This is a genomic window from Streptomyces sporangiiformans, from assembly GCF_005768555.2.
GTDB classification, from domain to species: domain Bacteria; phylum Actinomycetota; class Actinomycetes; order Streptomycetales; family Streptomycetaceae; genus Streptomyces; species Streptomyces sporangiiformans.
On the sequence record NZ_VCHX02000071.1, the window covers coordinates 30,361 to 51,260 of the forward strand.

General features: G+C 70.5%; 16 protein-coding genes. 6 read left to right on the forward strand and 10 right to left on the reverse strand.

Annotated features, from left to right (window positions below; translation table 11 throughout):
- Window positions 1–57: 57 nt before the first annotated feature.
- On the forward strand, window positions 58–1,812 hold the full coding sequence (locus FGD71_RS06965) for a sigma-54-dependent Fis family transcriptional regulator (protein ID WP_119099511.1): 1,755 nt from the start codon (window positions 58–60) through the stop codon (window positions 1,810–1,812).
- 45 nt (window positions 1,813–1,857) lie between these two features.
- Here FGD71_RS06965 and FGD71_RS06970 read toward each other — a convergent pair whose 3' ends face one another.
- The 4 genes from FGD71_RS06970 to FGD71_RS06985 all read right to left on the reverse strand — a co-directional run bounded on the left by FGD71_RS06970 (window position 1,858) and on the right by FGD71_RS06985 (window position 7,152).
- A complete protein-coding gene (locus FGD71_RS06970; protein ID WP_119099512.1) occupies window positions 1,858–4,230 on the reverse strand; it encodes a bifunctional FO biosynthesis protein CofGH in 2,373 nt (790 codons plus the stop codon).
- A 30-nt stretch (window positions 4,231–4,260) separates the two neighbouring features.
- Window positions 4,261–4,596 carry a hypothetical protein gene (locus FGD71_RS06975; RefSeq protein WP_119099513.1) on the reverse strand — a complete coding sequence of 112 codons (336 nt, stop codon included), beginning with the start codon at window positions 4,594–4,596 and terminating at the stop codon, window positions 4,261–4,263.
- A 73-nt stretch (window positions 4,597–4,669) separates the two neighbouring features.
- The gene (locus FGD71_RS06980) at window positions 4,670–5,512 is read right to left on the reverse strand and encodes a nitroreductase family protein (RefSeq protein WP_119099514.1); all 843 of its coding nucleotides are present in this window, start codon (window positions 5,510–5,512) and stop codon (window positions 4,670–4,672) included.
- Window positions 5,509–7,152 (reverse strand): class I adenylate-forming enzyme family protein, encoded by a 1,644-nt coding sequence (locus FGD71_RS06985; protein WP_119099515.1) that lies wholly within the window; start codon window positions 7,150–7,152, stop codon window positions 5,509–5,511. The genes FGD71_RS06980 and FGD71_RS06985 overlap by 4 nt, the downstream gene beginning before the upstream one ends.
- Window positions 7,153–7,284: 132 nt before the next feature.
- On the opposite strand from FGD71_RS06985, the gene FGD71_RS06990 reads away from it, so the two are divergent.
- Both FGD71_RS06990 and FGD71_RS06995 read left to right on the forward strand, forming a co-directional pair.
- Window positions 7,285–7,974 carry a response regulator gene (locus FGD71_RS06990; protein WP_119099516.1) on the forward strand — a complete coding sequence of 230 codons (690 nt, stop codon included), beginning with the start codon at window positions 7,285–7,287 and terminating at the stop codon, window positions 7,972–7,974.
- Window positions 7,971–8,930 (forward strand): 2-phospho-L-lactate transferase CofD family protein, encoded by a 960-nt coding sequence (locus FGD71_RS06995; protein WP_119099517.1) that lies wholly within the window; start codon window positions 7,971–7,973, stop codon window positions 8,928–8,930. The genes FGD71_RS06990 and FGD71_RS06995 overlap by 4 nt, the downstream gene beginning before the upstream one ends.
- Window positions 8,931–8,987: 57 nt before the next feature.
- Here the strand turns inward: FGD71_RS06995 and FGD71_RS07000 are convergent, their stop codons facing one another.
- From FGD71_RS07000 to FGD71_RS07020, 5 genes are all read right to left on the reverse strand, one after another.
- Window positions 8,988–10,130 (reverse strand): substrate-binding domain-containing protein, encoded by a 1,143-nt coding sequence (locus FGD71_RS07000; RefSeq protein ID WP_240436433.1) that lies wholly within the window; start codon window positions 10,128–10,130, stop codon window positions 8,988–8,990.
- Between the two features lie 72 nt (window positions 10,131–10,202).
- Window positions 10,203–11,279 carry an ABC transporter permease gene (locus FGD71_RS07005; RefSeq protein WP_119099518.1) on the reverse strand — a complete coding sequence of 359 codons (1,077 nt, stop codon included), beginning with the start codon at window positions 11,277–11,279 and terminating at the stop codon, window positions 10,203–10,205.
- Entirely contained in the window at window positions 11,276–12,826 is a 1,551-nt protein-coding gene (locus FGD71_RS07010; RefSeq protein WP_119099519.1) for a sugar ABC transporter ATP-binding protein, read from the reverse strand. Before FGD71_RS07010 ends, FGD71_RS07005 begins: the two co-directional genes overlap by 4 nt.
- 179 nt (window positions 12,827–13,005) lie before the next feature.
- On the reverse strand, window positions 13,006–15,819 hold the full coding sequence (locus FGD71_RS07015; protein ID WP_420878249.1) for a SpoIIE family protein phosphatase: 2,814 nt from the start codon (window positions 15,817–15,819) through the stop codon (window positions 13,006–13,008).
- Between the two features lie 101 nt (window positions 15,820–15,920).
- Window positions 15,921–16,484, reverse strand: coding sequence for a barstar family protein (locus tag FGD71_RS07020; RefSeq protein ID WP_162931052.1), 564 nt, complete (start codon window positions 16,482–16,484; stop codon window positions 15,921–15,923).
- Between the two features lie 183 nt (window positions 16,485–16,667).
- Here FGD71_RS07020 and FGD71_RS07025 point away from each other — a divergent pair, with 183 nt between their 5' ends.
- The 3 genes from FGD71_RS07025 to FGD71_RS07035 are packed head-to-tail and all read left to right on the forward strand — an operon-like array spanning window position 16,668 to window position 18,880.
- Complete coding sequence (locus tag FGD71_RS07025) at window positions 16,668–17,951, forward strand: flavin-containing monooxygenase (RefSeq protein ID WP_119099522.1); 1,284 nt, start codon at window positions 16,668–16,670, stop codon at window positions 17,949–17,951.
- Window positions 17,948–18,694 (forward strand): SDR family NAD(P)-dependent oxidoreductase, encoded by a 747-nt coding sequence (locus tag FGD71_RS07030; protein ID WP_119099523.1) that lies wholly within the window; start codon window positions 17,948–17,950, stop codon window positions 18,692–18,694. Before FGD71_RS07025 ends, FGD71_RS07030 begins: the two co-directional genes overlap by 4 nt.
- A 3-nt stretch (window positions 18,695–18,697) precedes the next feature.
- On the forward strand, window positions 18,698–18,880 hold the full coding sequence (locus FGD71_RS07035) for an SDR family oxidoreductase (protein ID WP_119099524.1): 183 nt from the start codon (window positions 18,698–18,700) through the stop codon (window positions 18,878–18,880).
- 1 nt (window position 18,881) lies between these two features.
- Here the strand turns inward: FGD71_RS07035 and FGD71_RS48500 are convergent, their stop codons facing one another.
- The gene (locus tag FGD71_RS48500; protein ID WP_240436435.1) at window positions 18,882–20,894 is read right to left on the reverse strand and encodes an EamA family transporter; all 2,013 of its coding nucleotides are present in this window, start codon (window positions 20,892–20,894) and stop codon (window positions 18,882–18,884) included.
- Between the last annotated feature and the right edge of the window lie 6 nt (window positions 20,895–20,900).

Here is a 20,900-nt window from a genome sequence, read left to right on the forward strand (position 1 = left end):
CGTATCGTTAACTTGCTCCTCCTGTGACGCGGGCCTGGACCGCAAGGTGGTGGTGAGATGGAGCGTGTCCACGTCGAGCGCGCCCGTGAGCGGTTCCTCAGCGGCGACAGCCCTGACGCCTCCGTGCGCACGCAGATCCTCGCCTCATGGCGCCGGTCCCTGACGGCCGGTGTCCCCGCCGAGCGGTTCGACATCCCGTACGAACCGGATCTCGACTTCGACGGATCCCTCGCGACCTGCGCCGAGCCGGTCCTGGAACGGCTCCAGGAACAGCTGTCGGGAATGGCCGTCAGCGTCGTGCTCACCGACGCCCACGGCCGGCTGCTGGACCGCCGGGTCGGCGAGAGCGATCTACGGTGCAAACTCGACCAGATCTGGTTCGCACCCGGGTTCAGCTACGCCGAGGAGCACGCCGGGACCAACGGTGTCGGGACGACGCTGGAGAGCCGCTCGGCCACCCTCGTCGTCGGCTCCGAGCACTTCACCGATCCCCTGCGGCCGTTCGCCTGCGCGGGAGCGCCGATCCACAACCCGCTGACGCACCGGCTCGAGGGGATCATCGACATCACCTGCCGGGCCGCGGACGCCAACGACCTCATGCGTGTGCTGGCCGGCCAAGCCGCCCAGGACGTCGAGCGGCTGCTCCTCGAACGGGTGGGTGCCGGGCCAAGGGCTCTGATGGCGGAGTTCCAGGCCGCGTGCACACGGACGCCCAATCCGGTGCTGGCGGTGTCGGGCGACTTCGTCATGGCCAACTCCGCCGCGACCCGTCTGCCCGCTGTCGACCGGGAACACGTCGAGCAGATCGCCGCGGAGCTCGCCCGGGGCGCGCGCGGCGAGGCACGACTGCTGCTCAGCGTCGGCGAGACCAGGCTGCGTTCCGTCCGCGTGCGGACCGGAAGGCGATCCGTCGGCGTGGTGCTGGAGGTGAGCTTCCCCAGGCCGGAGCGGATGGGCGAGACCACGGCTGCCGCCTCGGAGCGCCCCTTCGTCGGCCTGACCGGCGCCGATCCGGCCTGGCTGGTCGTGTGCGGCGCGGTCCGCCGGTCAGCCGCCCGGTGCACGCCCACGCTGCTGCTCGGCGAACCCGGCGTCGGAAAGTACGCCCTCACCCGTGCCGCCCATCTCGAACAGCGCCCGCTCCGGCGGTTCACCGTCCTGGACTGCGCCGGGGACGCGGCCATGTCCTGGGAAGCCCTTCAGACGGCTCTTGCCGACATGACCGGCACGGTCGTCCTGCGCCACCTGGAACGGGCCGACCGGGCAACCGTGGCCGCGATCCGGGCCGGACTCACCGGCGCCTCCCCGGATCTCTGGCTCGTCGGCATGGTGACGGCCACGACCGTGGAGGACTCGGCCCCGGTGTACGACGTGCTCGAATGGTTCGACACATCGATCACACTGCCGCCACTGCGCCACCGCCCCGGCGACGTGGAAGCGCTGGCCACGGTGTTGCTGCGCAGGCTCGCACCCGGCCGCCGGGTGCAGTGCTCGACCGAGACGGCCCGTCTGCTCGCCGGCGGGCACTGGCCAGGCAATGTGACCGAACTTCAGTCCGTGCTCCGTGCCGCTCTCAGACGGCGTCCGGTCGGCGACATCGAGGCAGGGGACCTGCCCATGAGTTTCGTGTCGGGCACCAGCAGGCGGCGGCTGTCCCGGCTGGAGGCCGCCGAACGCGACCTGATCGTCAAAACCCTGTGGGAGACGAAGGGCAACCGGGTGAGGGCCGCTGCCGCGCTCGGGATGAGCCGGGCCACCCTCTACCGGCGGATGAGCGCCTTCGGGATCGAGTTCGTCGGTCAGCACCCCTGAGCGCGGTGAGTTCCTCGCACCGGTCCCAGTGGGCCACCGGAGCGGTCATCGTGCCTCGCCGAGCACCGGCATCCCGGACACCTCGCCGTACAGGGTCGTGCGCCGTCGCACCGGACGGCCCACGGCCGCGGCGATGTCCGCGAAATCGGCGGGCGTGAGCCCCTGGCCGTGTGCGGCGCCCGCCGCCCGGCTGATGTTCTCGTCCATCAGCGTCCCGCCGAGGTCGTTGACACCGGCGGCGAGCAGCTGCCGAGCGCCGACCGGTCCGAGTTTCACCCAGGACGCCTGGATGTTGGGGATGTCGTCGCGGTAGGCGATGCGGGCGACCGCGTGCAGGAGCAGCGCCTCACGCCAGGTCGGTCCCCTGCGTGCCGCGCGCTTGAGGTAGACCGGAGCGGCCATGTGGACGAAGGGCAGTGCCACGAACTCGGTGAACCCGCCGGTCTCGCGCTGCAACGCACGGGTCCGTAGGAGATGGCGGACCCAGTGCTCAGGGTGCTCGACCGATCCGAACATGATGGTGACGTTGCTGCGCAACCCGATCCTGTGCGCGGTGCGATGCACGTCCAGCCATTGCTCGGTGTTCAGTTTGTCGGGGCAGAGCACGGCACGGATCTCGTCGTCGAGGATCTCCGCGGCGGTTCCCGGCAGGGACTTCAGCCCGGCCGCCCGGAGCCGGCACAGGTACTCCTCGAGGGACTCGCCGAGCCGTCGGGCGCCCTCCCGCACCTCGAGCGCGGTGAACCCGTGGATGTGCAGGTCCGGGACCGCTTCGTGGATCGCTCGGGCGACCTCGACATAGAAGTTCCCGTCGAACTTCGGGTGGATCCCGCCTTGCAGGCACACCTCGGTGGCGCCGAGTTCCCATGCCTCCCTCGCGCGGGCGACGACCTCATCGATCGTCAGGAGGTAGGGCGTACCCCGCAGGTTCAGGCTCAGCGGCCCTTTGGAGAAACCGCAGAACGTGCACCGGAATGTGCAGACGTTCGTGTAGTTGATGTTGCGGTTGGTCACGAAGGTGACGTCCTCGCCGACCAGTTCGCGGCGGATCTCGTCGGCGGCCTCCGCCACCGCGGCGACTTCCGGCCCGCGGGCCCCGAAGAGCGTCAGCAGCTCGTCGTGTCCGGTCTCCTGTCCCGCCAGCACCCCGTCGAGCACCTCACGGACCGCCCCGGAGGCGGCCGCCCGGCCCGGCAGGAGCAGGACCGGGTCGGTGCCGGCGCCTGAGTACCAGGCCGTGGAGCGACGGCCGATCTGGACGACCTCCGCACCGGTGCCGACGTTCCCGGCGGCCTCGTACCGCTCGGGCCAGTGCGCGCCGGGATCGTCGCGGCCGAGGCCCTCGGCATCCGAGCGGTCGAGGACCGGGAAGCGCAGCCGTTCGTCGAGCCAGCGGTCGGCGGCCCGGGCGAACTCGGGATGGACCGGCAGGCGCGGCGCCAGAACATGGCCCGTCAACTCCGTGGCCGCCCGCAGGGCCCGGATCGCCGGCCAGGGACGTTCCGGATTGACGTGGTCTGCCGTCACCGGAGACACCCCGCCCCAGTCGTCGACACCCGCGGCGATCAACGCGCCGAGCCGTCCGGGCTCGGAGAGGTTCGGCGGCGCCTGGAGGTGGACGTCCACCGGGAGGAGGAGCCGCGCCAGCGCGACGGCCCGTATGTGCTCCTCGTGCGGGCAGGCCGGAGCGCCGCTCATCGCGGTGTGCGGCTTGGGAAGGAAGTTCTGGACGATGACCTCCTGCACATGGCCGTGCCGGGCGTGCGAGGCGGCGATGGCGCGCAGCGCCGCGATCCGGTCCTGCTCGGTCTCGCCGATGCCGACGAGAAGGCCGGTCGTGAACGCAATCCGCTGCCGGCCTGCTTCTTCGAGGGTCTGAATGCGGCGGGCCGGGGCCTTGTCCGGTGCGCCGCGATGGGCCGGGAGGTCGGGCCGCAGCGATTCGATCATCATCCCCTGCGAGGCCGACACCCGTCGCAGGGCGGCGAGTTCGTCCGCGGCGATCGCTCCGGCGTTGGTGTGTGGCAGCAGTCCCGTTTCCGCGAGGACCAGCTCGCACATCGCCGCGAGGTAGTCCACGGTCGAGGCGTAACCGTGCTCCGTCAGCCACTCCCGTGCCTGCGGGTAGCGCGCCTCCGGCTGCTCGCCGAGCGTGAACAGCGCCTCGTGGCAGCCCAATTCGGCTCCCCGGGACGCGATCCGCAGAACTTCCCGCGGCGTCAGGTAGGCGCCAGGCAACGAGCGCGGTGCCGTCGCGTACGTGCAGTAGCCGCACCGGTCACGGCAGAGCCGCGTCAGTGGGATGAACACCTTCGGCGAGTACGTGATGCGGCTGCCGAAGGCGTCGTCGCGTCGTCGCCCCGCGGCGGCGACGAGCTCCGTGGTGGAGCACCGTGCGAGGTCGTCCGGATCGTCCATGGCGCCCTTTCGATCGTGAACGGCTCGTGGTCAGCTCATCCAGGCCGGTCGCTCGGTCAGCAGGCGACGACCGTTGGCGATGAAGAAGGCACGGATGACATTGCTGCGCCGCAACTGGGCGTTGGGCGAATCGTCGAAGCTCGCCGCGAAGGCCTTGGCCTCGCCCGTGTAGAAGCCGCGCCTGCGGTACTTGCGGGTCTCCTCGTCGAAGATCTCCTCGATCATCGTGTCCGGGTCACGGTCCACGTACTCGGCGAACGACTGCAGCAGGTCGAGCCGTTCGTCGCGCTCCCGGGGCGTGAGGTCGGCGAGTGTGGCGGCGTACCGCTGGACCGATCGGTGCGCGACGAAGTCGGGACGGGGCACGATGCAACCCTTTCTGAGCGAGCCATGGTGAAAACGCCGTGGGACGGCCGAAGGGGTCGGCCGTCCCAGGGAATCAGTCCGGCAGACCGAACATCGCCGCGAGCGCCCGGACCTCCCTGCGCCGGTACGGGAGCGGGGCCTGCTCTTGGATCATTCCGTCTTCGATCAGGCCCGCGACGACCTCCGGATCGCGCTGCAGGGAGGTGCCCCACCGACCGTCGAAGTAGAGCTCCTCGAAGTCGGGTCGGGGCCGCTGCCCGCCCGCCTCGGGCCCCTCGGCCGCGTAGCCGAGCAACTGGATCTGCGCGACCGTGGCCGTGTCCGGGATGCCGAGCAGTTCGGCCATCTGCTGGCGCTTCCCGGTCAGGAGCTGGGTGCCGAGGCCCTCGTCCTGGGCGGCGAGCAGGGCGGCGCCGATGGCCATGCCCGTCTCGATGGCCGACAGCCACTCGGCGAACCGGCGTTCGCCGGCCATGACGTTGAAGTCGGGTGTCTTCAGGACGATTTCGTCGATGAACTGTTCGCTCCAGCCGTAACTGGAGGTCAGCGCACCGGCGTCGATGAGGCCCTTCAGGTTGTCGCGCAGGTGGTCCCAGCCGGTCATGTCGATCGTCCAGTAGATGTGGACGGGTGCTTGCGCGGCCTGGGGCTGGTTGTAGAGCGCGTCGACGAGTCCTGTGAAGACGTCCTCGTCGGTCTCTTCGCGGTGGACGACGACCGCCTTGCGGATCTGGCCCGCGTTGCCGTGGCAGGACTGGAGCCTGGCCGCCTCCAGGATCTTCTGGATCTTCTCGCGTTCGACCGGCTGCCAGGGCTTGTAGTAGCGGATCGACCGGCGTCGGCCGACGGCCTCCTTGAACGTCAGTCCCAGGGACGACGGCATCCCCGCCGCCTTTTCAGGCTGCACAGCTGTCATGGTCTCTCCCTCTTATTTTGGGCTCGGTTCGACTCCGGGGCGCTTGTGTCGGTGTCGAGACCTCGATCGTGCTCGGCCTGTGCCATCGGGGCCGGTGTGGCCGGGCGGCGCAGGAGGTGTTTCTGGATCTTCCCCACGGAGGTGCGGGGGAGCTGCGAGACGATGTGCACGGCGTCGGGGACCTTGAACTTCGCCAGTTCGCCACGGCATTGCGCGATCACGTCGGCGGGGTCGACGTGCGCTTGTGGCCGCGGGACGACGTAGACATGGATCGCCTCGTCGAGCATCGCGTCGGGTATTCCGACCGCGGCCGACTCCAGGACGCCCTCGATCCGGTCGACGACGCGCTCGATCTCGCCGCAGGCGACGTTCTCGCCGGACCGCTTGATCATGTCCTTGGAGCGGTCGACGAAGAAGAGGAAGCCATCGGCATCGGCGCGGACCACGTCGCCGGTGTGCAGCCAGCCGTCGACGAGCGCGGCGGCGGTCGCGTCCGGATCGTCCAGGTACCCGCTCATCAGCGTCCGTCCGGGCTCCCCGCCGACCAGGAGCTCACCGGGTGTCCCGGGAGCGACGTCGGCACCGTCGGAGTCCACGATCCGCAGCCGGGCACCGGGAAGGGGACGGCCGATGCTGAGCGGGTTCCGGGTCTCGTACAACGGATTCATGGTCGGCGGAATCACGGTCTCCGTCATTCCGTAGAGTTGCACGAGCGGCGTCCGGAAACGGCGCTCGAATTCGGCTGCCTGATCCGGTGAGACATTCTGTGCGAACAACGTCGCCCGGAGAGAAGGGCCGAGGGGAGGATCAGGAGGAAGCCCGGGAGAATTCCCCCCGGAGTTCCCGCTCTTCGCCAGGATCATCCGAATCGGCGCGGCGAAGAGGCTGGCGATCGTGGCCCCGAGTGCCGCGGCCTGTTCCGACCACCGGCCGGCGCTGAATCTGGGGGTCAGCGCGATCGACGCACCCGTGACGAGCGCCGACATCGAGCAGTAGTACTGCGCATTCCCGTGGAAGAGCGGCAGGACGATGAGGAAGCGGTCGTCGGGGCGCAGCCGGACGTGGTCCGCGACCGCGTCCCCCACGGCGAGGTAGGCGGCGTGTGTGATCTGCACGCCCTTGGGCCGGCTGGTGGTCCCGGACGTGTAGAGAACGCCGAGCACGTCGCCGGGAGTCGCGTCCGGAGGGCCCGCATGGTGGTGGGCGCCGCTGGTCCAGTCTCCGCCGACGTCGATGACCTGCTCTGCTCCCGCCGCCTGGACGGTGGGGACGAGGTCGGTCTGGGTCAGCACGGTCCGGCAGCCGGAATGGCCGAGCAGGTAACGCAGTTCCGCCGCCGTGGAGAGCGGATTGGTCGGCACCATGACCGCGCCGAGGTAGGCGGCGGCGAACCAGATGTCGTAGAAGTCGGGGCTGTTGCCGAGGTGTACGCCGAATCGAGTGTCGGCCGAGATTCCCAGATCCGCGAGGGCGGCGGCCGTCTGCCGGGCACGGGCGTCCTGTTCGGCCCAACTCGTCGTTTCGACGACTCCCGGTTCGCGTTCGAAGACAAGAAAGGGAGCGTCCCCACGGATGGAAGCCTGGGACGAAAGGACACCGGAGACGGTGTCGGCACCACGGGCCGGAGCGATGAAAACCACGGATGCAATGGTGTGCCCTGCGCGTCACCGCGGGTTCAACGGTTTCTCAACGCTCTCTCAATGACCGCCGATCTTCACGTTTTTCAATTCAGGGTTATTGCCGCTCTCAGTGCTCTGTGCTAGCTGTTACCCGTGACCCGCATCCTCGTCGTCGACGACGATCCACGCATCCGCTCCCTGGTACACCGGCAGTTGAACGAATCCGGGTACGAGGTGGTCGAGGTCACCGACGGGCGCGTGGCCCTGGAGCGGATATCGGGCGAGACCCCGGCGCTCGTCGTCCTCGATCTGTCGTTGCCCGGGGTAGGAGGTCTGGACGTGCTCCGGGCGGTGCGCACGGGACAGGCCGGCGCCGCCGAGGATCTGCCGATCATCATCCTGTCGGGCCGCGACGGCGAGACCGACCGGATCATCGGCCTCGATCTGGGCGCCGACGACTACCTGGTCAAGCCGTTCTCCCCGGCGGAACTCGCCGCGCGGGTGCGCTCCGTCCTGCGCAGGGCAGGGCCGGACCCGGCCGGGTTCATCGTCAACGGGCCCCTGCGTATCGAGCCTGCCACGCACGAGGTGTGGGTGGGGGGCGTCCGGGTCGACCTCACGGCCAAGGAGTTCGACCTGATCGCGTTCCTCGCCACCCACCCGCGCCAGGTGTTCACCCGGCATCAACTGCTGCACCACATCTGGAAGTCGGCGGAGTGGCTCGGCGAGGCGACCGTGACCGAGCACGTCCACCGGGTGCGCGGCAAGCTGGAAGCAGCGGGCGGGCCACGCATGATCCGTACGGTCCGCGGAGTGGGCTACCGGCTGGACGTCCCGGCATGACCTCCCTGAAGGTCGTCGGCCTGGGCGGCGGCATCGGGGCGTCGAGACTGTGGAAGGCGCTTCTCGCCCGAGGGGGCGAGATCGACCTGACGCTCGCCGTGAACACGGGTGAAGATCTCTGGATCCATGGCCTGCGGGTCTGCCCCGACCTTGACACGGTGCTGTACGCGCTGTCCGGGCGCCAGGACTCCGAGCGCGGCTGGGGCGTCCGGGACGAGACCTGGCGCTGTATGGAAACCCTCGGCGAGATCGAGGGCCGCCAGTGGTTCAACCTCGGCGACCGGGACCTGGCGGTACATCTGTACCGGACCGGGCGGCTCCGGGCGGGCCACACCCTCAGCGAGATCACCTCGGACCTGGCCCGCAGACTCGGGCTCGGCTGCCGGATCCTTCCGGCGACCGATGCCGAGATCACCACCCGTGTGGTGACGTCCGGCGGGAGAGACCTTCACTACCAGGAATTCCTCGTACGCGAACAGGCGACCGCCGACGTCACGGATACGTACATCCGAGGCCCCGCCCTCGCCGCACCGGCCGCCGGACTCCTCGCGCACATCGCCTCGGCCGATCTCATCATCATCGGTCCGAGCAACCCGGTCGCCAGCCTGGGGCCGATCCTGCACCTCACCGGAGTGCGTGAAGCGCTCAAGACCGCCCGCCACAGGACGGTCGTCGTCACCCCGATCGTCGCTTCGGTGCCGATCACCGACCCCGGTGAGAACACCCGGGCACGCAGCCGCGCCCGTTTGCTGGCCGCCGCCGGCTTCGCCGCGGACCCGGCCGGCGTCGCGGCCTTCTACACGGACGTGGCCTCCACTTTCCTCCTCGACCGGGCAGACCTGCCGCAGCTGCCCGCCGTCGAGAAGCAGGGTTTGCGGGCCGTCCCCACGGACACCCTCCTCCACCAGGGCGCCGACCCGGCTCCTTTGATCACGGCCCTTCTCGCCCGGAGGTGAGGCCGGCTCGCCCTCCCCCATGCGAACCCCCTGGCCTACCGCGCCCTGACGCCTGGGCTACCTGCCCCAGATGTTCTGGTACGCCTCGCGGTAGCCCGCCGGGTCCCAGGTCGTGGCCCCGCGGCTGTTGGCGGCGGTGGAGATGTGGACGGGGGCGGCATAGCCGCTGGCGGGCCGGCCGGAGAACGAGCGGTTGAACTCGTCGATGATCTGCCAGCCCTGCTCGGACAGTGGCTCGGGGACGGTGGCGGCCTGGTACTGCTCGTTGTTGATGCGCTGGAAGGCGGAAGGATCGCCGTCGCCCGCGCCGATGTTGAAGGGCGGGCCGGAACCCTGCTTGCCGGCCGTACGGAACGCGGGCGCGGCGTCGGCGAAGTACAGGTCGTTGATGGCGACGGAGTAGTCCCACTCGTCCTGGAAGCGCGAGACGAGCGAGGAGACCGCCTGGGGTGTGCGGGTGCTCGCGTCCGGGATCGGGATGTTCTCGTACGCCAGCAGGTCCACGTCCGAGCAGGTCGCGAGTTCCTTCCGGATCAGCTCGGACTTGTTCTTGGCGAAGGGGATCGAGGCGTCGGTGAAGACCACGACGCCTGCGTCGCCGCCCGACCGCGCGATGACCCAGTCCGCGCTGATCCTGGCCACGTCCTCCACCTTGGTGGTGACGTTGGAGAAGAGCTTGGGCCTCTCACTGGGTCCGGGTGCGGCGACCGCGTGCCATCCGACGAGGGGGATTCCCGCCGCGTCGGCCTGCGCGATCTGGCGCGAGGTCGAGTTGGGGTCGAAGCCGCCGATGACGATGCCCGAGGGCCTGAGGGCCACGGCCTGGCTCATGGCCGCCTGGATCCCTGCCGGGGTGCCCCCTCCGTCGATCACCCGGAGGTTCCAGCCGATGACCTTCGCGGCTTCCGTCACACCTCTGGCGGCTCCCGCGACCCCGGGGTTGGTCATGGTCTGGGCGACGTAGACGATGGTCTTGCCGGACACCGCCTCGGGACCGCTGGTCGGACCGTTCCAGGGGACATCGGTCCTTTCCGCCTGGCGGACGGCCGCCTCGGCCCTGGCGAGGGTCTCGGGGCAGCCACCCGGCCCCCCGGTGGAATCCCCGGTGCCGGTCGACGAGCCGCGCTCACAGCCGGCGAGGACGGCTGCCGCTGCCAGCAGTGTGGCGGCTGTGAGGGAGGTCTTGCGGTGGGAGTGCACGGTAACTCCTCGCGGAGGACAGGGACGGGATGGCGGGCCGGACGTCGGGAACGTGGTGCCGGGAGGGAGGCGTCACGGGGGGTTCCCGGGACTGCTGTCCCCCGTCGGCGCCGTCGGCGACAGCGACTCGGGGGCCGGGGTCGCACCGGTGCGCAGTCGACGCCGGGCGGAGTAGCCGGCCAGGCCGACGGCGAGGAGCAGAGTGGCGCCGTTGAACAACGGAGTCACCCAGAACTGGGCGCCGAGTTGGCCGATACCGGCGAGGCCTACGGCCAGGACGGCGACGGCGACGAGGGTGCCCATGGCGTTGGGGCGGCCGGGTTTGATCGCGGTGGAGCCGAGCAGCGCGCCCACGAAGGCGGGCAGCAGGTAGTCGAGGCCGACGCTCGGGTTGCCGATCTGCTGCTGGGCGGCGAGCAGCACACCGGCGAAGCCGACGATCAGCCCCGACCCGGCGAAGGCATAGATGGAATATCGGCGGGTGGGGATGCCGACGAGCTCGGCGGCACGGGGGTTGGAGCCGATGACGTACAGGTACCGGCCGAGCGGCAGGCGCTCCAGGAGCAGCCAGAGGAGGACCGCGAGGGCGAGTACGTAGAAGGCGGGCACCGGAAGGCCGAGGAAGGTGGAGTCGTAGAGGTCGGTGAAGGCGGTCGGCAGGCCCTGCGGGCTGGGGACGATCCGGGCGCCGCCGGTGATCCAGCCGGTCACGGCGTACAGCATGCTGCCGGTCCCGAGGGTCGCGATGAAGGAGTCGATCCTGCCGAACTCGACGATGACACCGTTGAGGACGCCGACCACCGTCCCCCCGAGGATCACCGCGAGGCAGGCGAGCGGCCAGGGCCAGCCGTCGTTGACGACGAGCTGCATCACCATGACGTGGGCCAGGCCGAGGCCGTAGCCGATGGAGAGGTCGAACTTGCCGGTCACGATGGGGAGCGTGGCGCCCAGCGCGAGGATGGCCGGGATCGACTGGGTGGAGAGGATCGAGGAGACGTTGTCGTGGGTCGGGAAGGTGCGCGGCAGGGCGAGGGAGAAGACCAGGAAGAGCAGGGCGGTGAGGGCCAGGAGACCGTAGGTGCCGATGAGGTGCCCGCTCTGCTCGCGCAGCCGGTCGAGCCGGGACGGTGGTGAGGGCGAGGTGGTCATCGGCGGGCCGTGGTTCCGGGAAGGGCCGAGGCGGCCCGGGTGAGTGCGGCCACCGTGAGGTCCGGGCCGCTCAGCTCGGCGGTCACGGCCCCGCGGACGAATACCAGGGCGCGCCGGCACACGCCCGCCACCTCCTCGAAGTCGGTGGAGATGAGCAGGACCGCGAGGCCGGCGGCGAGCGCGTCGTCGAGCAGGCCGTGGATCGTCGCCTTGGCGCCGACATCCACGCTCGCGGTCGGTTCCTCCAGGATCAGCAGGCGCATGCCGACCGGGACCCACCGTCCGATCATGACCTTCTGCTGGTTGCCGCCGGACAGGGTGGCGATCGGGGCCTCGCTGTCACGGGGACGCACCGAGAACCGGTCCATCAGGGCGACGGCCTCGGTACGCTCGCGGCGGGGGCTGATCCAGCGCAACGCCGACAGTCCGCCCGCCCGGGGGTTGGCCAGGAGGTTCTCCCGTACGGTCAGTTCGGCCGCGCAGCCCTCCTCCTGCCTGTTGCCGGTCACGAGACCGACACCGAGGCCGACGGCGGCGGCGACCGTCCCCGGTCGGTACGGGCGACCGTCCAGAAGTGCGCGGCCGCCGAGGAGCCGCCGGGACCCGGCGAGGGCGCGGCCCAGGTCCATGTGCCCGGCGCCCGTGAGGCCCACGAGGCCGAGGATCTCGCCGTGCCGCAGCTCCAGGCTGACCGGTCCGGCCCGCGCGGTCCGGACGCCGTCGAGGGTCAGCGCGGGCGGGCCGTCGGCGGGCAGGGCAGCGGGCCGGTGCGCGGTCAGTTCGAAGCCCACGATGTCGTGCACCAGGCGGGTGAGGCTGTGGCCCGCCAGCGGGCCATGGCTGACGAGGCGGCCGTCGCGCAGGACCGCGAAGGTGTCGGCGACCGCGTACACCTCGTCCAGGCGGTGGCTGACGTAGAGAATGCCGTGCCCCCGGTCGCGCAGGGAGTGCAGTACGTCGAAGAGGCGGGCGCAGTCGGCGGCGGGGAGGCTGGCGGTCGGCTCGTCGAGGACGATGAGTTCGGCCCGGGTCGCGAGGGCACGCGCGATGGCCACGAGTGAACGCTCGGCGGGGGCGAGGTCGGCGATCCGAGCGTCGGGGTCCAGATGTCCGGCGACGGTGCGCAGCACCTCGGTGCAGCGCTCCCGGGTCCGCCGCCAGGAGATCAGCGTGCGCTGCCGCCCGCCGCGCGCGTACCCGGTGCTGAGGGCGATGTTCTCGGCGACCGTCATCCACTCCACGAGACCGAGGTCCTGGTGGATGAAGGACATGCACCGGGAGGCGGCGTCGGTCCCGAGCCGGTGCCCGGCCACCGTCACCTCTCCTTCGTCGGCGTGGTGGACGCCGGCGAGCACCTTGATGAGCGTGGACTTTCCGGCACCGTTGGGCCCCAGAAGGGCGAGGACACTGCCGCCGTGGATGTCGAGGTCGACCCCGGCGAGCGCGCGGGTCCCGCCGAACCGCTTGCTGAGACCGCGGATTCGGACGAGGGGTTCCGCGCCGAGCGGCGGGCGCACGTTCGCAGAGGTGTCTGGAGCGTCATGCACGGACTTCTCCGGTGGTGGCCTGGCGGGTGGTGGCCTGGCGAGTGGTTCCCGTCCGCATCGGGATGCTACTGGGACCGCCTACCGCATTTACGGCATCTTGCGGCCCCTGCTACTCCAACGGGTCAGTTGATCGGCAGGGCATTCCTCCATACGTGTGGTGGCCGCGAACGGACCCGTGCTCAGGCCGCCGCGTCAAGGGAGCACTCGGCCCAGATGACCTTGCCCTCCGGGGTGTAGCGAGCCCCCCAGGCCTGCGCCAGCTGGGCGACGAGGAACAGGCCGCGGCCGCCCTCGTCCATGCTGGCCGCCCGGCGCAGGTGCGGGGCGGTACTACTGGTGTCGGAGACCTCGCAGATCAGGGTGCGGTCGTGGATCAGCCGCACCCTGATGGGCCCGGTCGCGTGGCGGACGGCGTTGGTGACCAGTTCACTGACCAGCAGTTCCACGGTAAACGCGGCCTCGTCCAGGCCCCAGTCGGTCACCTGCCGGGTGACGGAGGCACGGACCTGGCCGACGAGGGCCGGGTCGGCTGCCAGGTCCCAGTCGGCGATCCGCTTGGGGTCCAGGGTGTGGGTGCGGGCGACCAGCAGGGCGATGTCGTCACCGGGGTGAGCGGGGGCCACGCCGTCCAGAACAGCCTTGCAGGTGTCCCCGGGTGGGCGGTCCGGGTGCGCCAGTGCCCGTCGCAGGTCATCGAGGGCCACATCGACGTCGCGTTGCCGGTCCTCGATGAGCCCGTCCGTGTACAGGACCAGCTGGCTGTGTTCGGGAACGTGGAACTCGGCGGCTTCGAAGGGCAGGCCGCCCAGGCCGAGTGGAGGACCGGCCGGCAGGTCGGGGAATGACACGGTGCCGTCGGGGTGGACCAGCGCGGGCGGGGGGTGGCCGGCGCGGGCCATGGTGCACTGTTGCGAGGTGGGGTCGTAGACGGCGTACAGGCAGGTCGCGCCGATGATGCCGATGCTGTCGGCCGCGGGGTCCTCCCGGCCTTCCTCCCGGTCCAGGCGCACCACCAGATCGTCGAGGTGGCTGAGGACTTCATCCGGGCTGAAGTCGAGTTCGGCGAAGCTGCGTGCGGCGGTGCGCAGGCGGCCCATGGTGGCGGCCGCGTGCAGTCCGTGGCCGACGACATCGCCGACGATGAGGCCGATGCGGGTGCCGGAGAGCGGAATGACGTCGTACCAGTCCCCGCCCACGGCTGACTCGGCCGGCAGATAGCAATGGGCCACCTCGACGGCGTTCTGCTCGGGCACACCGTGTGGGAGCAGGCTCCGCTGCAGGGCCAGAACCATCGCGTGCTCGCGGGTGTAACGCCGCGCGTTGTCCATGCACAGGGCGGCGCGGGAGACGAGTTCCTGGGCCAGCGAGCAGTCGTCGTCCCCGAAGGGAGCGGGATCGCGTGAACGGTAGAAGCTGGCGACGCCGAGGACCACGCCGCGGGCGACCAGGGGCACCGTGATGAGGGAGTGCACGTGGGCGAGTAGCTGATTCGTGTGCTCGGGGTCCTGGGCGAGCCAGCCGGCGGCGGCCTGCAGATCGGGTTCCAGGACTGCGCGCCCGCCGGTCAGGGAACGCGACTGGGGCGTGGTCGGCCAGAGCTCGATCCGCTTGCCGACCGGGTGGAAGGGGCAGTCGGCGCGGATGCCGTGCACCACGGTACGGCGCAGTTCCCTGCCGGGGTCCGCGGACTCCTCACCGCGCAGCACGGCCTCGGCCAGATCGATGGTGACGAAGTCGGCCAGTCGCGGGACGGCCGTCTCGGCGAGTTCCTCGGCGGTACGCCGCACGTCCAAGGTGGTGCCGATGCTGGCGCTGGCCTCGGACAGCAGTTCCAGGCGGCGCCGTGCGGCGAGGGCGTACTCGCCTACTCCTGGCTCACCCACCAGCACCAGAGCGGGGGCCGGGGCCGGGCCGTGGGGCGTGGCGTCGTCGCCGTCGGCAGGCGACCTTGACGGCGGGGTAACGGGTTCGGTCGCACGCCCGGCGGGGAGGCTGAGCAGCTCCTCGACCTGCCGCGGGATGGCGAACCGCTGGCGCGGCGTGTCGACGGGGAGTGGTGGGTGACCGGGGAGGACGGCCTCGACGGCGACCCCCTGGGTCCCGGAGGCACTCGTCATCGGGCGGCTGAGGAGAGTGACGCGTCGGCCGTCGGACAGATGCACATCGACAGCGACACGCCGTGCCGCGGAGATCAGCTCGGCGGCCTTCTCCCTGAGTATCGCCAGGTCACGGGGGTGCAGCAGCTGGGACAGTTCCTCCACGCTGCTGCCGTCCCCGGTTCCGGGCGGCTCACCGAGCCGCACGCGGCGGGCCTCGGTGTACGCCCGCAGCAGGCCCAGCTCTCGCTCGGAGCTCTGCCCCAGCAGCCGCCTTTCGATGGCCTCGGCCGCCCCGCGTATGACGGGGAGCAGACCGGGGTCCGCGAAGGAGCGCGGATAGCCGAAGCACAGGATGCCTTCGATGCCCCCGCTGAGCGGGTCGCGGACGGGCAGCGCGCAGCAGGCACTCGACTGAGAGCGCTCGGCGAAGTGCTCGGCACCGTAGACCTCGATGAGGCGCCTTTCCGCCAGGGCGAGACCTATGCCGTTCGTACCGGCGACCTGTTCGGCGAACACGAATCCGGGAGCGCGCTGGATGTCCGGAAGACTTCTGGCCCAGGACTCCCTGCCGAAACGGCGTTGGAGCACCGTCCCGTTCCCGTCGGCGAGGGAGATGTTCATCTCCATGCCCGCGAACTTGGACTGCAGCCGGTCGAGCACGGGAGCTGCCGCGCGGGCAAGCCTGCCGTCGGGGTCGAAGTCCTCCCGGTAGGGAAGCTCCGCCTGGTCGGGGGACAGACCCAGTGACCGGCAACGCTGCCAGGAGTCCTGGATCGGGCTTCTCACTCTTCCTTCGACCGACTCGCCCTGCAGGAACCGCTCACGAAAACGTGTGGGCCCGGTGCCGCCTCTCACCAGCCCCACCTGAGGCGGTCCCCCATCGGAGCGAACCACTCTCCACCTCACTAACAAGGTAATAATCCGCCCTTCGACCATAACGCCATATGCAGCAATAAAGGGCTAGAGATTGCGTGATTACGGTGCGTTCCAACCCGTCACTCGTGATGGTCGGGGTCGGGCCAGTCTTCTCCGGTGAGGGTCGCCGTCATGCGCCCCTCTTCGAGTGCCACTTTCACGTCCATGCCGCTTGCCGCGGCCTCGACGAAGGCGCTGGGCGGCATGTCGTCGAGGAGGAAGACGAAATGCAGGAGGAACGGTGGCCAGTGCTGGTTCGCCACCCCATCGGCGTCGAGCTGAAGGTTGGCCCTCCACGCCGCCTGGCAGAGGACCGAGACGAAGAGCCCCAGGAATCCGGCGCCCCGCAGGTCATCGGCGTTGTCGATCAGGACCGCGATGTCCTTTGTGGTGCCCCCGTGGCCGTGCCGGTCGTGAAGGCAGTCCACGAGCGCGTCCCAGTTGTGGCCGAAGTGGCCGGGGAAGGACAGCTCCCGGGCAAAGGCGGCGAACAGGTTCTTCGGCTCTCGCAGCTCCCGGCCGTCCATACGGAATACGCGCCCACCCTGTTCCCGCAGCCTGGCGGTCTCGGCGTTCAGCCATGGGTCGTCCCGGCGGGTGAAAACGACCCAGGGTGGCCGGCGCCGAGTGAGTGAGGTTGCCATGCGGGAGATCCTGGCACCGGAGCTCCGCGCGCTCGACCTGCGCGACATCGCACCAGTCGCTGCCGCCGCCCACCCATAGGTTCAGCCTTGGGCAGCCAAGGGAAATCGAGGGTGTACCGATGGGTGAAGGTTCCCCATACTCGCGTCAGGGGTCGAGGGGGTCGACAGCGAGGGAGCCTCACCATGACTTCACCGCGCTACTGCGTCATCGGAGCCGGCGCCGCCGGCCTGGCGGCGCTCCAGGTCCTCACCGACCGCGGATTCGCCGTCGACTGCTTCGAACGCACCGACCGGGTCGGCGGACACTGGCACACCGACTACGACTCGCTGCACCTGATCACCTCGCGCGACGTGTCCGGTTTCGACGGGTTCCCCATGCCGGCCGACTACCCCGTCTACCCCAGCCGTGACCAGATGCGGGCCTACCTGGAGAGCTTCGCCGAGCACCACGGGCTGCGCGAGCGGATCAGCTTCGGCACCGAGGTGACGGGGGTGAAGCCCGTCGGCCCCGCCGGCCGGGACGGCTGGGACGGCTGGACGGTCGAGACGTCCGACGGCGACATCAGGGAGTACGACGCGGTCCTCGTCGCCAACGGTCACCTGACCGACCCCTACATACCGGATTACGACGGGAAGTTCACCGGCAAGCAGATCCATTCCGCGAACTACCGCAACGCCGCCGACCTCGAGGGCCGCCGCGTCCTGGTGGTGGGCGCCGGCAACTCCGGATGCGATCTGGTGGTGGACGCCGCCCATGCCCGGCTGGACGCGAACATCTCCGTACGGCACGGCCAGGTGTTCCAGCCCAAGGCGCTGTTCGGGAAACCCCGCGCGGAGCTGCGCTGGCTGACCAGGCTTCCCTCCTTCGCGCAGGAACGCCTCACCCGGGCGCTCATCAACATCGCTGTCGGACCGCCCACCGCCTACCGGGGCCTGCCCGAGCCCGTCACCCGCAACCTCAACAAGCAGCGCCCGGTCGTCAACAACCTGCTGCTGTACTGGATCCAGCACGGCCGGATCACCGTCCGGCCGGGCATCGAGCGGTTCGACGGCCCTACCGTGCACTTCACCGACGGCTCGGCCACGCAGATCGACACCGTCGTCTGGGCCACCGGGTTCAAGACCTCGTTCCCGTTCCTCGACCCCGGCCTGCTGACCTGGCAGGAGCGCACCCCGCTGCGGGTCGCCGGGCTCACCGTCCCCGTCGGCCTCGAGCGGCTCTTCTTCATCGGCCTCGCCGCGCCCCGCGGTCCCCAACTGCCCGTCTACTCGGCCCAGGCGAAGCTCGTCGCCCGTTTCCTGGAGCTGCAGCAGCGCGATTGTGTCGCGCTGTCCGGTTTCTTCAGCGGCCGGCAGACCCCGGACGCGCGGATCGACATCGTACGGAAGGTGTGGCTGAAGCAAATGGACGCCACCCACAAGGCGCTCGGCCCGCTCGCGCGCGGCGCCACAGGAGGTGCCCGTTGAGAACAAGTGCACGCCTTTCCGGGAGAACCGCCATCGTCACGGGCGCGGCCCGTGGCCAGGGGGCCTCGCATGCCCGACGTCTCGCCGCCGAGGGAGCGCGCGTCCTCGCATGCGACGTCCAGGACGACGTGGGCAAGGCCGAAGCGGCCTGGCTGCGTCAGCGCGGCCTCGACGTGGAGTACCTCCACCTCGATGTGAGTTCGCCGCCGGACTGGGCGCGGGCCGTCACCGTCGTCCGGGACGCCTTCGGCCGCCTGGACGTGCTGGTGAACAACGCGAAGATCATCCATGTGAACCCGCTGCTCGAAGAGCGCATCGAGGACTGGAACACCACCCTCGCGGTCAACACCACCGGCCCGCTGCTGGGCATCCAGGCCGTCGTACCGCTGATGCGCGAGAGCGGAGGCGGATCCATCGTCAACGTCTCGTCGGTCTCCGGGATCGTCGGGGCCGTCGGTCACGTCGCGTACTGCGCCAGCAAGGCGGCGCTGGGCGCGATCACCAGGACCGCCGCGCTCGAACTCGCCGCCGACGGTATCCGGGTCAACGCGATCTGTCCCGGAGGGGTCAGCACTCCCATGAACGCGAACGAGAAAGAGGGCGGCGTGGTGCCGCAGACCCCGATGGGCCGTCGGGCCCACCTCCGGGAGATCTCCGGTGCGGTCGCCCATCTCGCCTCCGACGACTCCGCTTTCACGACCGGAACGGAGATCGTCATCGATGGCGGCCTCCTCGCCCACTGAGCGTTGTCCACTGGTCAACACCCCGGCGCCCGTGTCGGCGGGCGCATCGAGCAGGCCGTCGCCACCGTTCCCCTCGGCCGGGCGGCACGCCCGGAGGAGATCGCCGACTGGGTATGGACGCTCTGCCGCGGCTACTGCATGACCGGCGAAACCCTGGTCGTCAGCGGCGGTCTCACCGTCCGCTGACTCACCCGGACGTACTTTCCAACGGCGGGAGAGCCCTCCCGGAACGGCTGCGGTCGGCCGGGGCTGGGCCCCCGCGGCGTGCCCGGTGGATCACCGCCCAGGCCGCCGCGGCATCCTGCACGCCCAGGCCGACGCTGCCGTAGAACACGATGTCGTCGGGATCGGTGCGGCCGGCCGCGCGGCCCACGACGACATCGCCGAGGGCCACGAGATCCTGCCGTCCGATGTCTCCGGACCGCAGAGCCGTCACCACCGGCCCGCACTGCACCGCGACGGTGGCGGGGTCGTCGACGACGACGGCGCTCGCCCGGCGCAGTACCTCCGCGTCGGTCTCGCAGCGCGTGGGCTCGACGGACCCGACGCTCACGACGGTGCAGCCCTTCGACAGCCAGGAGCCGAGGACGACGGGCTCTTCGCTGAGGGTGCACGCGGCGACGATGTGTGCGTCCGCCACCGCGTCCTCGGCGGTGGCTGCGGCCTCCACCTCGATGCCCTCGATGCCCAGCTCGGCGGCGAGTTCGGCTGCGGCAGCCAGGCGGTTCTCCGGTGTGGGGCTCCAGATCCGCACCGACCGCAGCGCGCGTACCCGGGCGATGGCGCGTACGTGAGCACGGGCCTGTACTCCGGAGCCGATGACCGCGAGGCGGGTGGCGTCCGGGCGAGCGAGAGCGTCGACGGCGAGGGCGCTGCCCGCGGCCGTGCGCAGGGTCGTCACCGTGGTCCCGTCCATCACGGCGACGGGCCGGCCGGTCTCCGGGTCGAGCACGGTGATCAGGGCGTGGACGTTGGGCAGCCCGCGTGCGGTGTTGCCCTCGTTGACGCTGCCGAACTTGCTGACCGCGCCGGTGTCCGCCGACAGGCGGGAGGCGTAGCAGAAGACGATCGAGCCGTCGAAGCGGCTGGAGTAGTGGATCTTGTCCGGCAGTTCGGCGGTCCCGTTGCCCAGGGCGGCGAAGGCCACGCGCTGGGAGTCGATCGCCGTGTCGGGATCGAAGAGGATTGCCACCTGGCTGCGGGACAGGAACAGGATCTCTTCGGGCAGTTCGTCGGGCATGTCGTCGTGCACGTCTTCGGACATTTCCTCGGGCGTTTCTTCCGGCATCTGCTCTCGCTTCCTCGTCACGGGGACCTGCCCGGGCGCGTCCCCCGCGGCGGACGAGGCGCCGAGCGCCACGCCGCCGGCGACGAGCAGGCTTCCGAGCAGCTGTCCGGGACCGAAGCTTCCCGTGCCCACGATCGGTGCCGTCAGCGCGGCCGAGACAGGGATCAGCCCGGACAACAGTGCCATGCCCACTGCCCCGATGCGGTGGATCGCCCCGAACCACAGCACGATTCCCAGGACCGTCACCGCGAGGACCTGCCACGCCAGTGCCGCCGCCTCCACGCCGTCCGGCATCCGTACCCACGCCCGGCCGTCCAGGGCGAGCCCCAGCACGGCCGCCTCCACCGAGGCGATCGCGCAGGCGCAGGTGGTCAGCAGCAGCGGCCCCAGGGCCCTCAGTACGGGCACCACGAACAGGGCCATGACCACTTCCCCGCTCATCGCCGCCAGTGACCAGACCAGGCCGGCCGCGTCGGTCCGTCCCAGCCCCTGGACCACGGCTGCCCCCGCCGCCACCACCAGCGCTCCGCAGGCCACCCGGCCCGAAGGCCGCCGCGACTCCATCAGCGGCGCCAGTATCGCCACCACGACCGGTGTGCACCCCACCACGACGCTGGGAACGGCGGGCTCGGCGGTGCGCTCGGCGTTGAGCACCGCCACGTTGAACCCCACCAGGCCCCCCGCCGTCACCAGAGCGAGCCGCACCCACAGCCGGAGGGTGAGCCGGCGGACCGGTGCCCACCCCCGCCGGGCACAGAGCACGGCCAGCACCAGGAATCCGAGGGCGTACCGCACCGACTGCCCGCCCAGGAACGGGTAGTGCGCCATCAGGCTGCTCGCCACGAAGGACACGCCGACCAGGACGGCGGAGGCGGTTCCCATCAGCACGCCGAGTCGCTGCGACCGCGTCATGTCCGG

Excerpts from the sequence above, each read along its gene's own strand:
- FGD71_RS06965 (WP_119099511.1), top strand. The coding sequence starts at position 58 with ATGGAGCGTGTCCACGTCGAGCGCGCCCGTGAGCGGTTCCTCAGCGGC.
- FGD71_RS06970 (WP_119099512.1), bottom strand. The coding sequence starts at position 4,230 with ATGGACGATCCGGACGACCTCGCACGGTGCTCCACCACGGAGCTCGTC.
- FGD71_RS06980 (WP_119099514.1), bottom strand. The coding sequence starts at position 5,512 with ATGACAGCTGTGCAGCCTGAAAAGGCGGCGGGGATGCCGTCGTCCCTG.
- FGD71_RS06995 (WP_119099517.1), top strand. The coding sequence starts at position 7,971 with ATGACCTCCCTGAAGGTCGTCGGCCTGGGCGGCGGCATCGGGGCGTCG.
- FGD71_RS07005 (WP_119099518.1), bottom strand. The coding sequence starts at position 11,279 with ATGACCACCTCGCCCTCACCACCGTCCCGGCTCGACCGGCTGCGCGAG.
- FGD71_RS07020 (WP_162931052.1), bottom strand. The coding sequence starts at position 16,484 with ATGGCAACCTCACTCACTCGGCGCCGGCCACCCTGGGTCGTTTTCACC.
- FGD71_RS07025 (WP_119099522.1), top strand. The coding sequence starts at position 16,668 with ATGACTTCACCGCGCTACTGCGTCATCGGAGCCGGCGCCGCCGGCCTG.
- FGD71_RS48500 (WP_240436435.1), bottom strand. The coding sequence starts at position 20,894 with ATGACGCGGTCGCAGCGACTCGGCGTGCTGATGGGAACCGCCTCCGCC.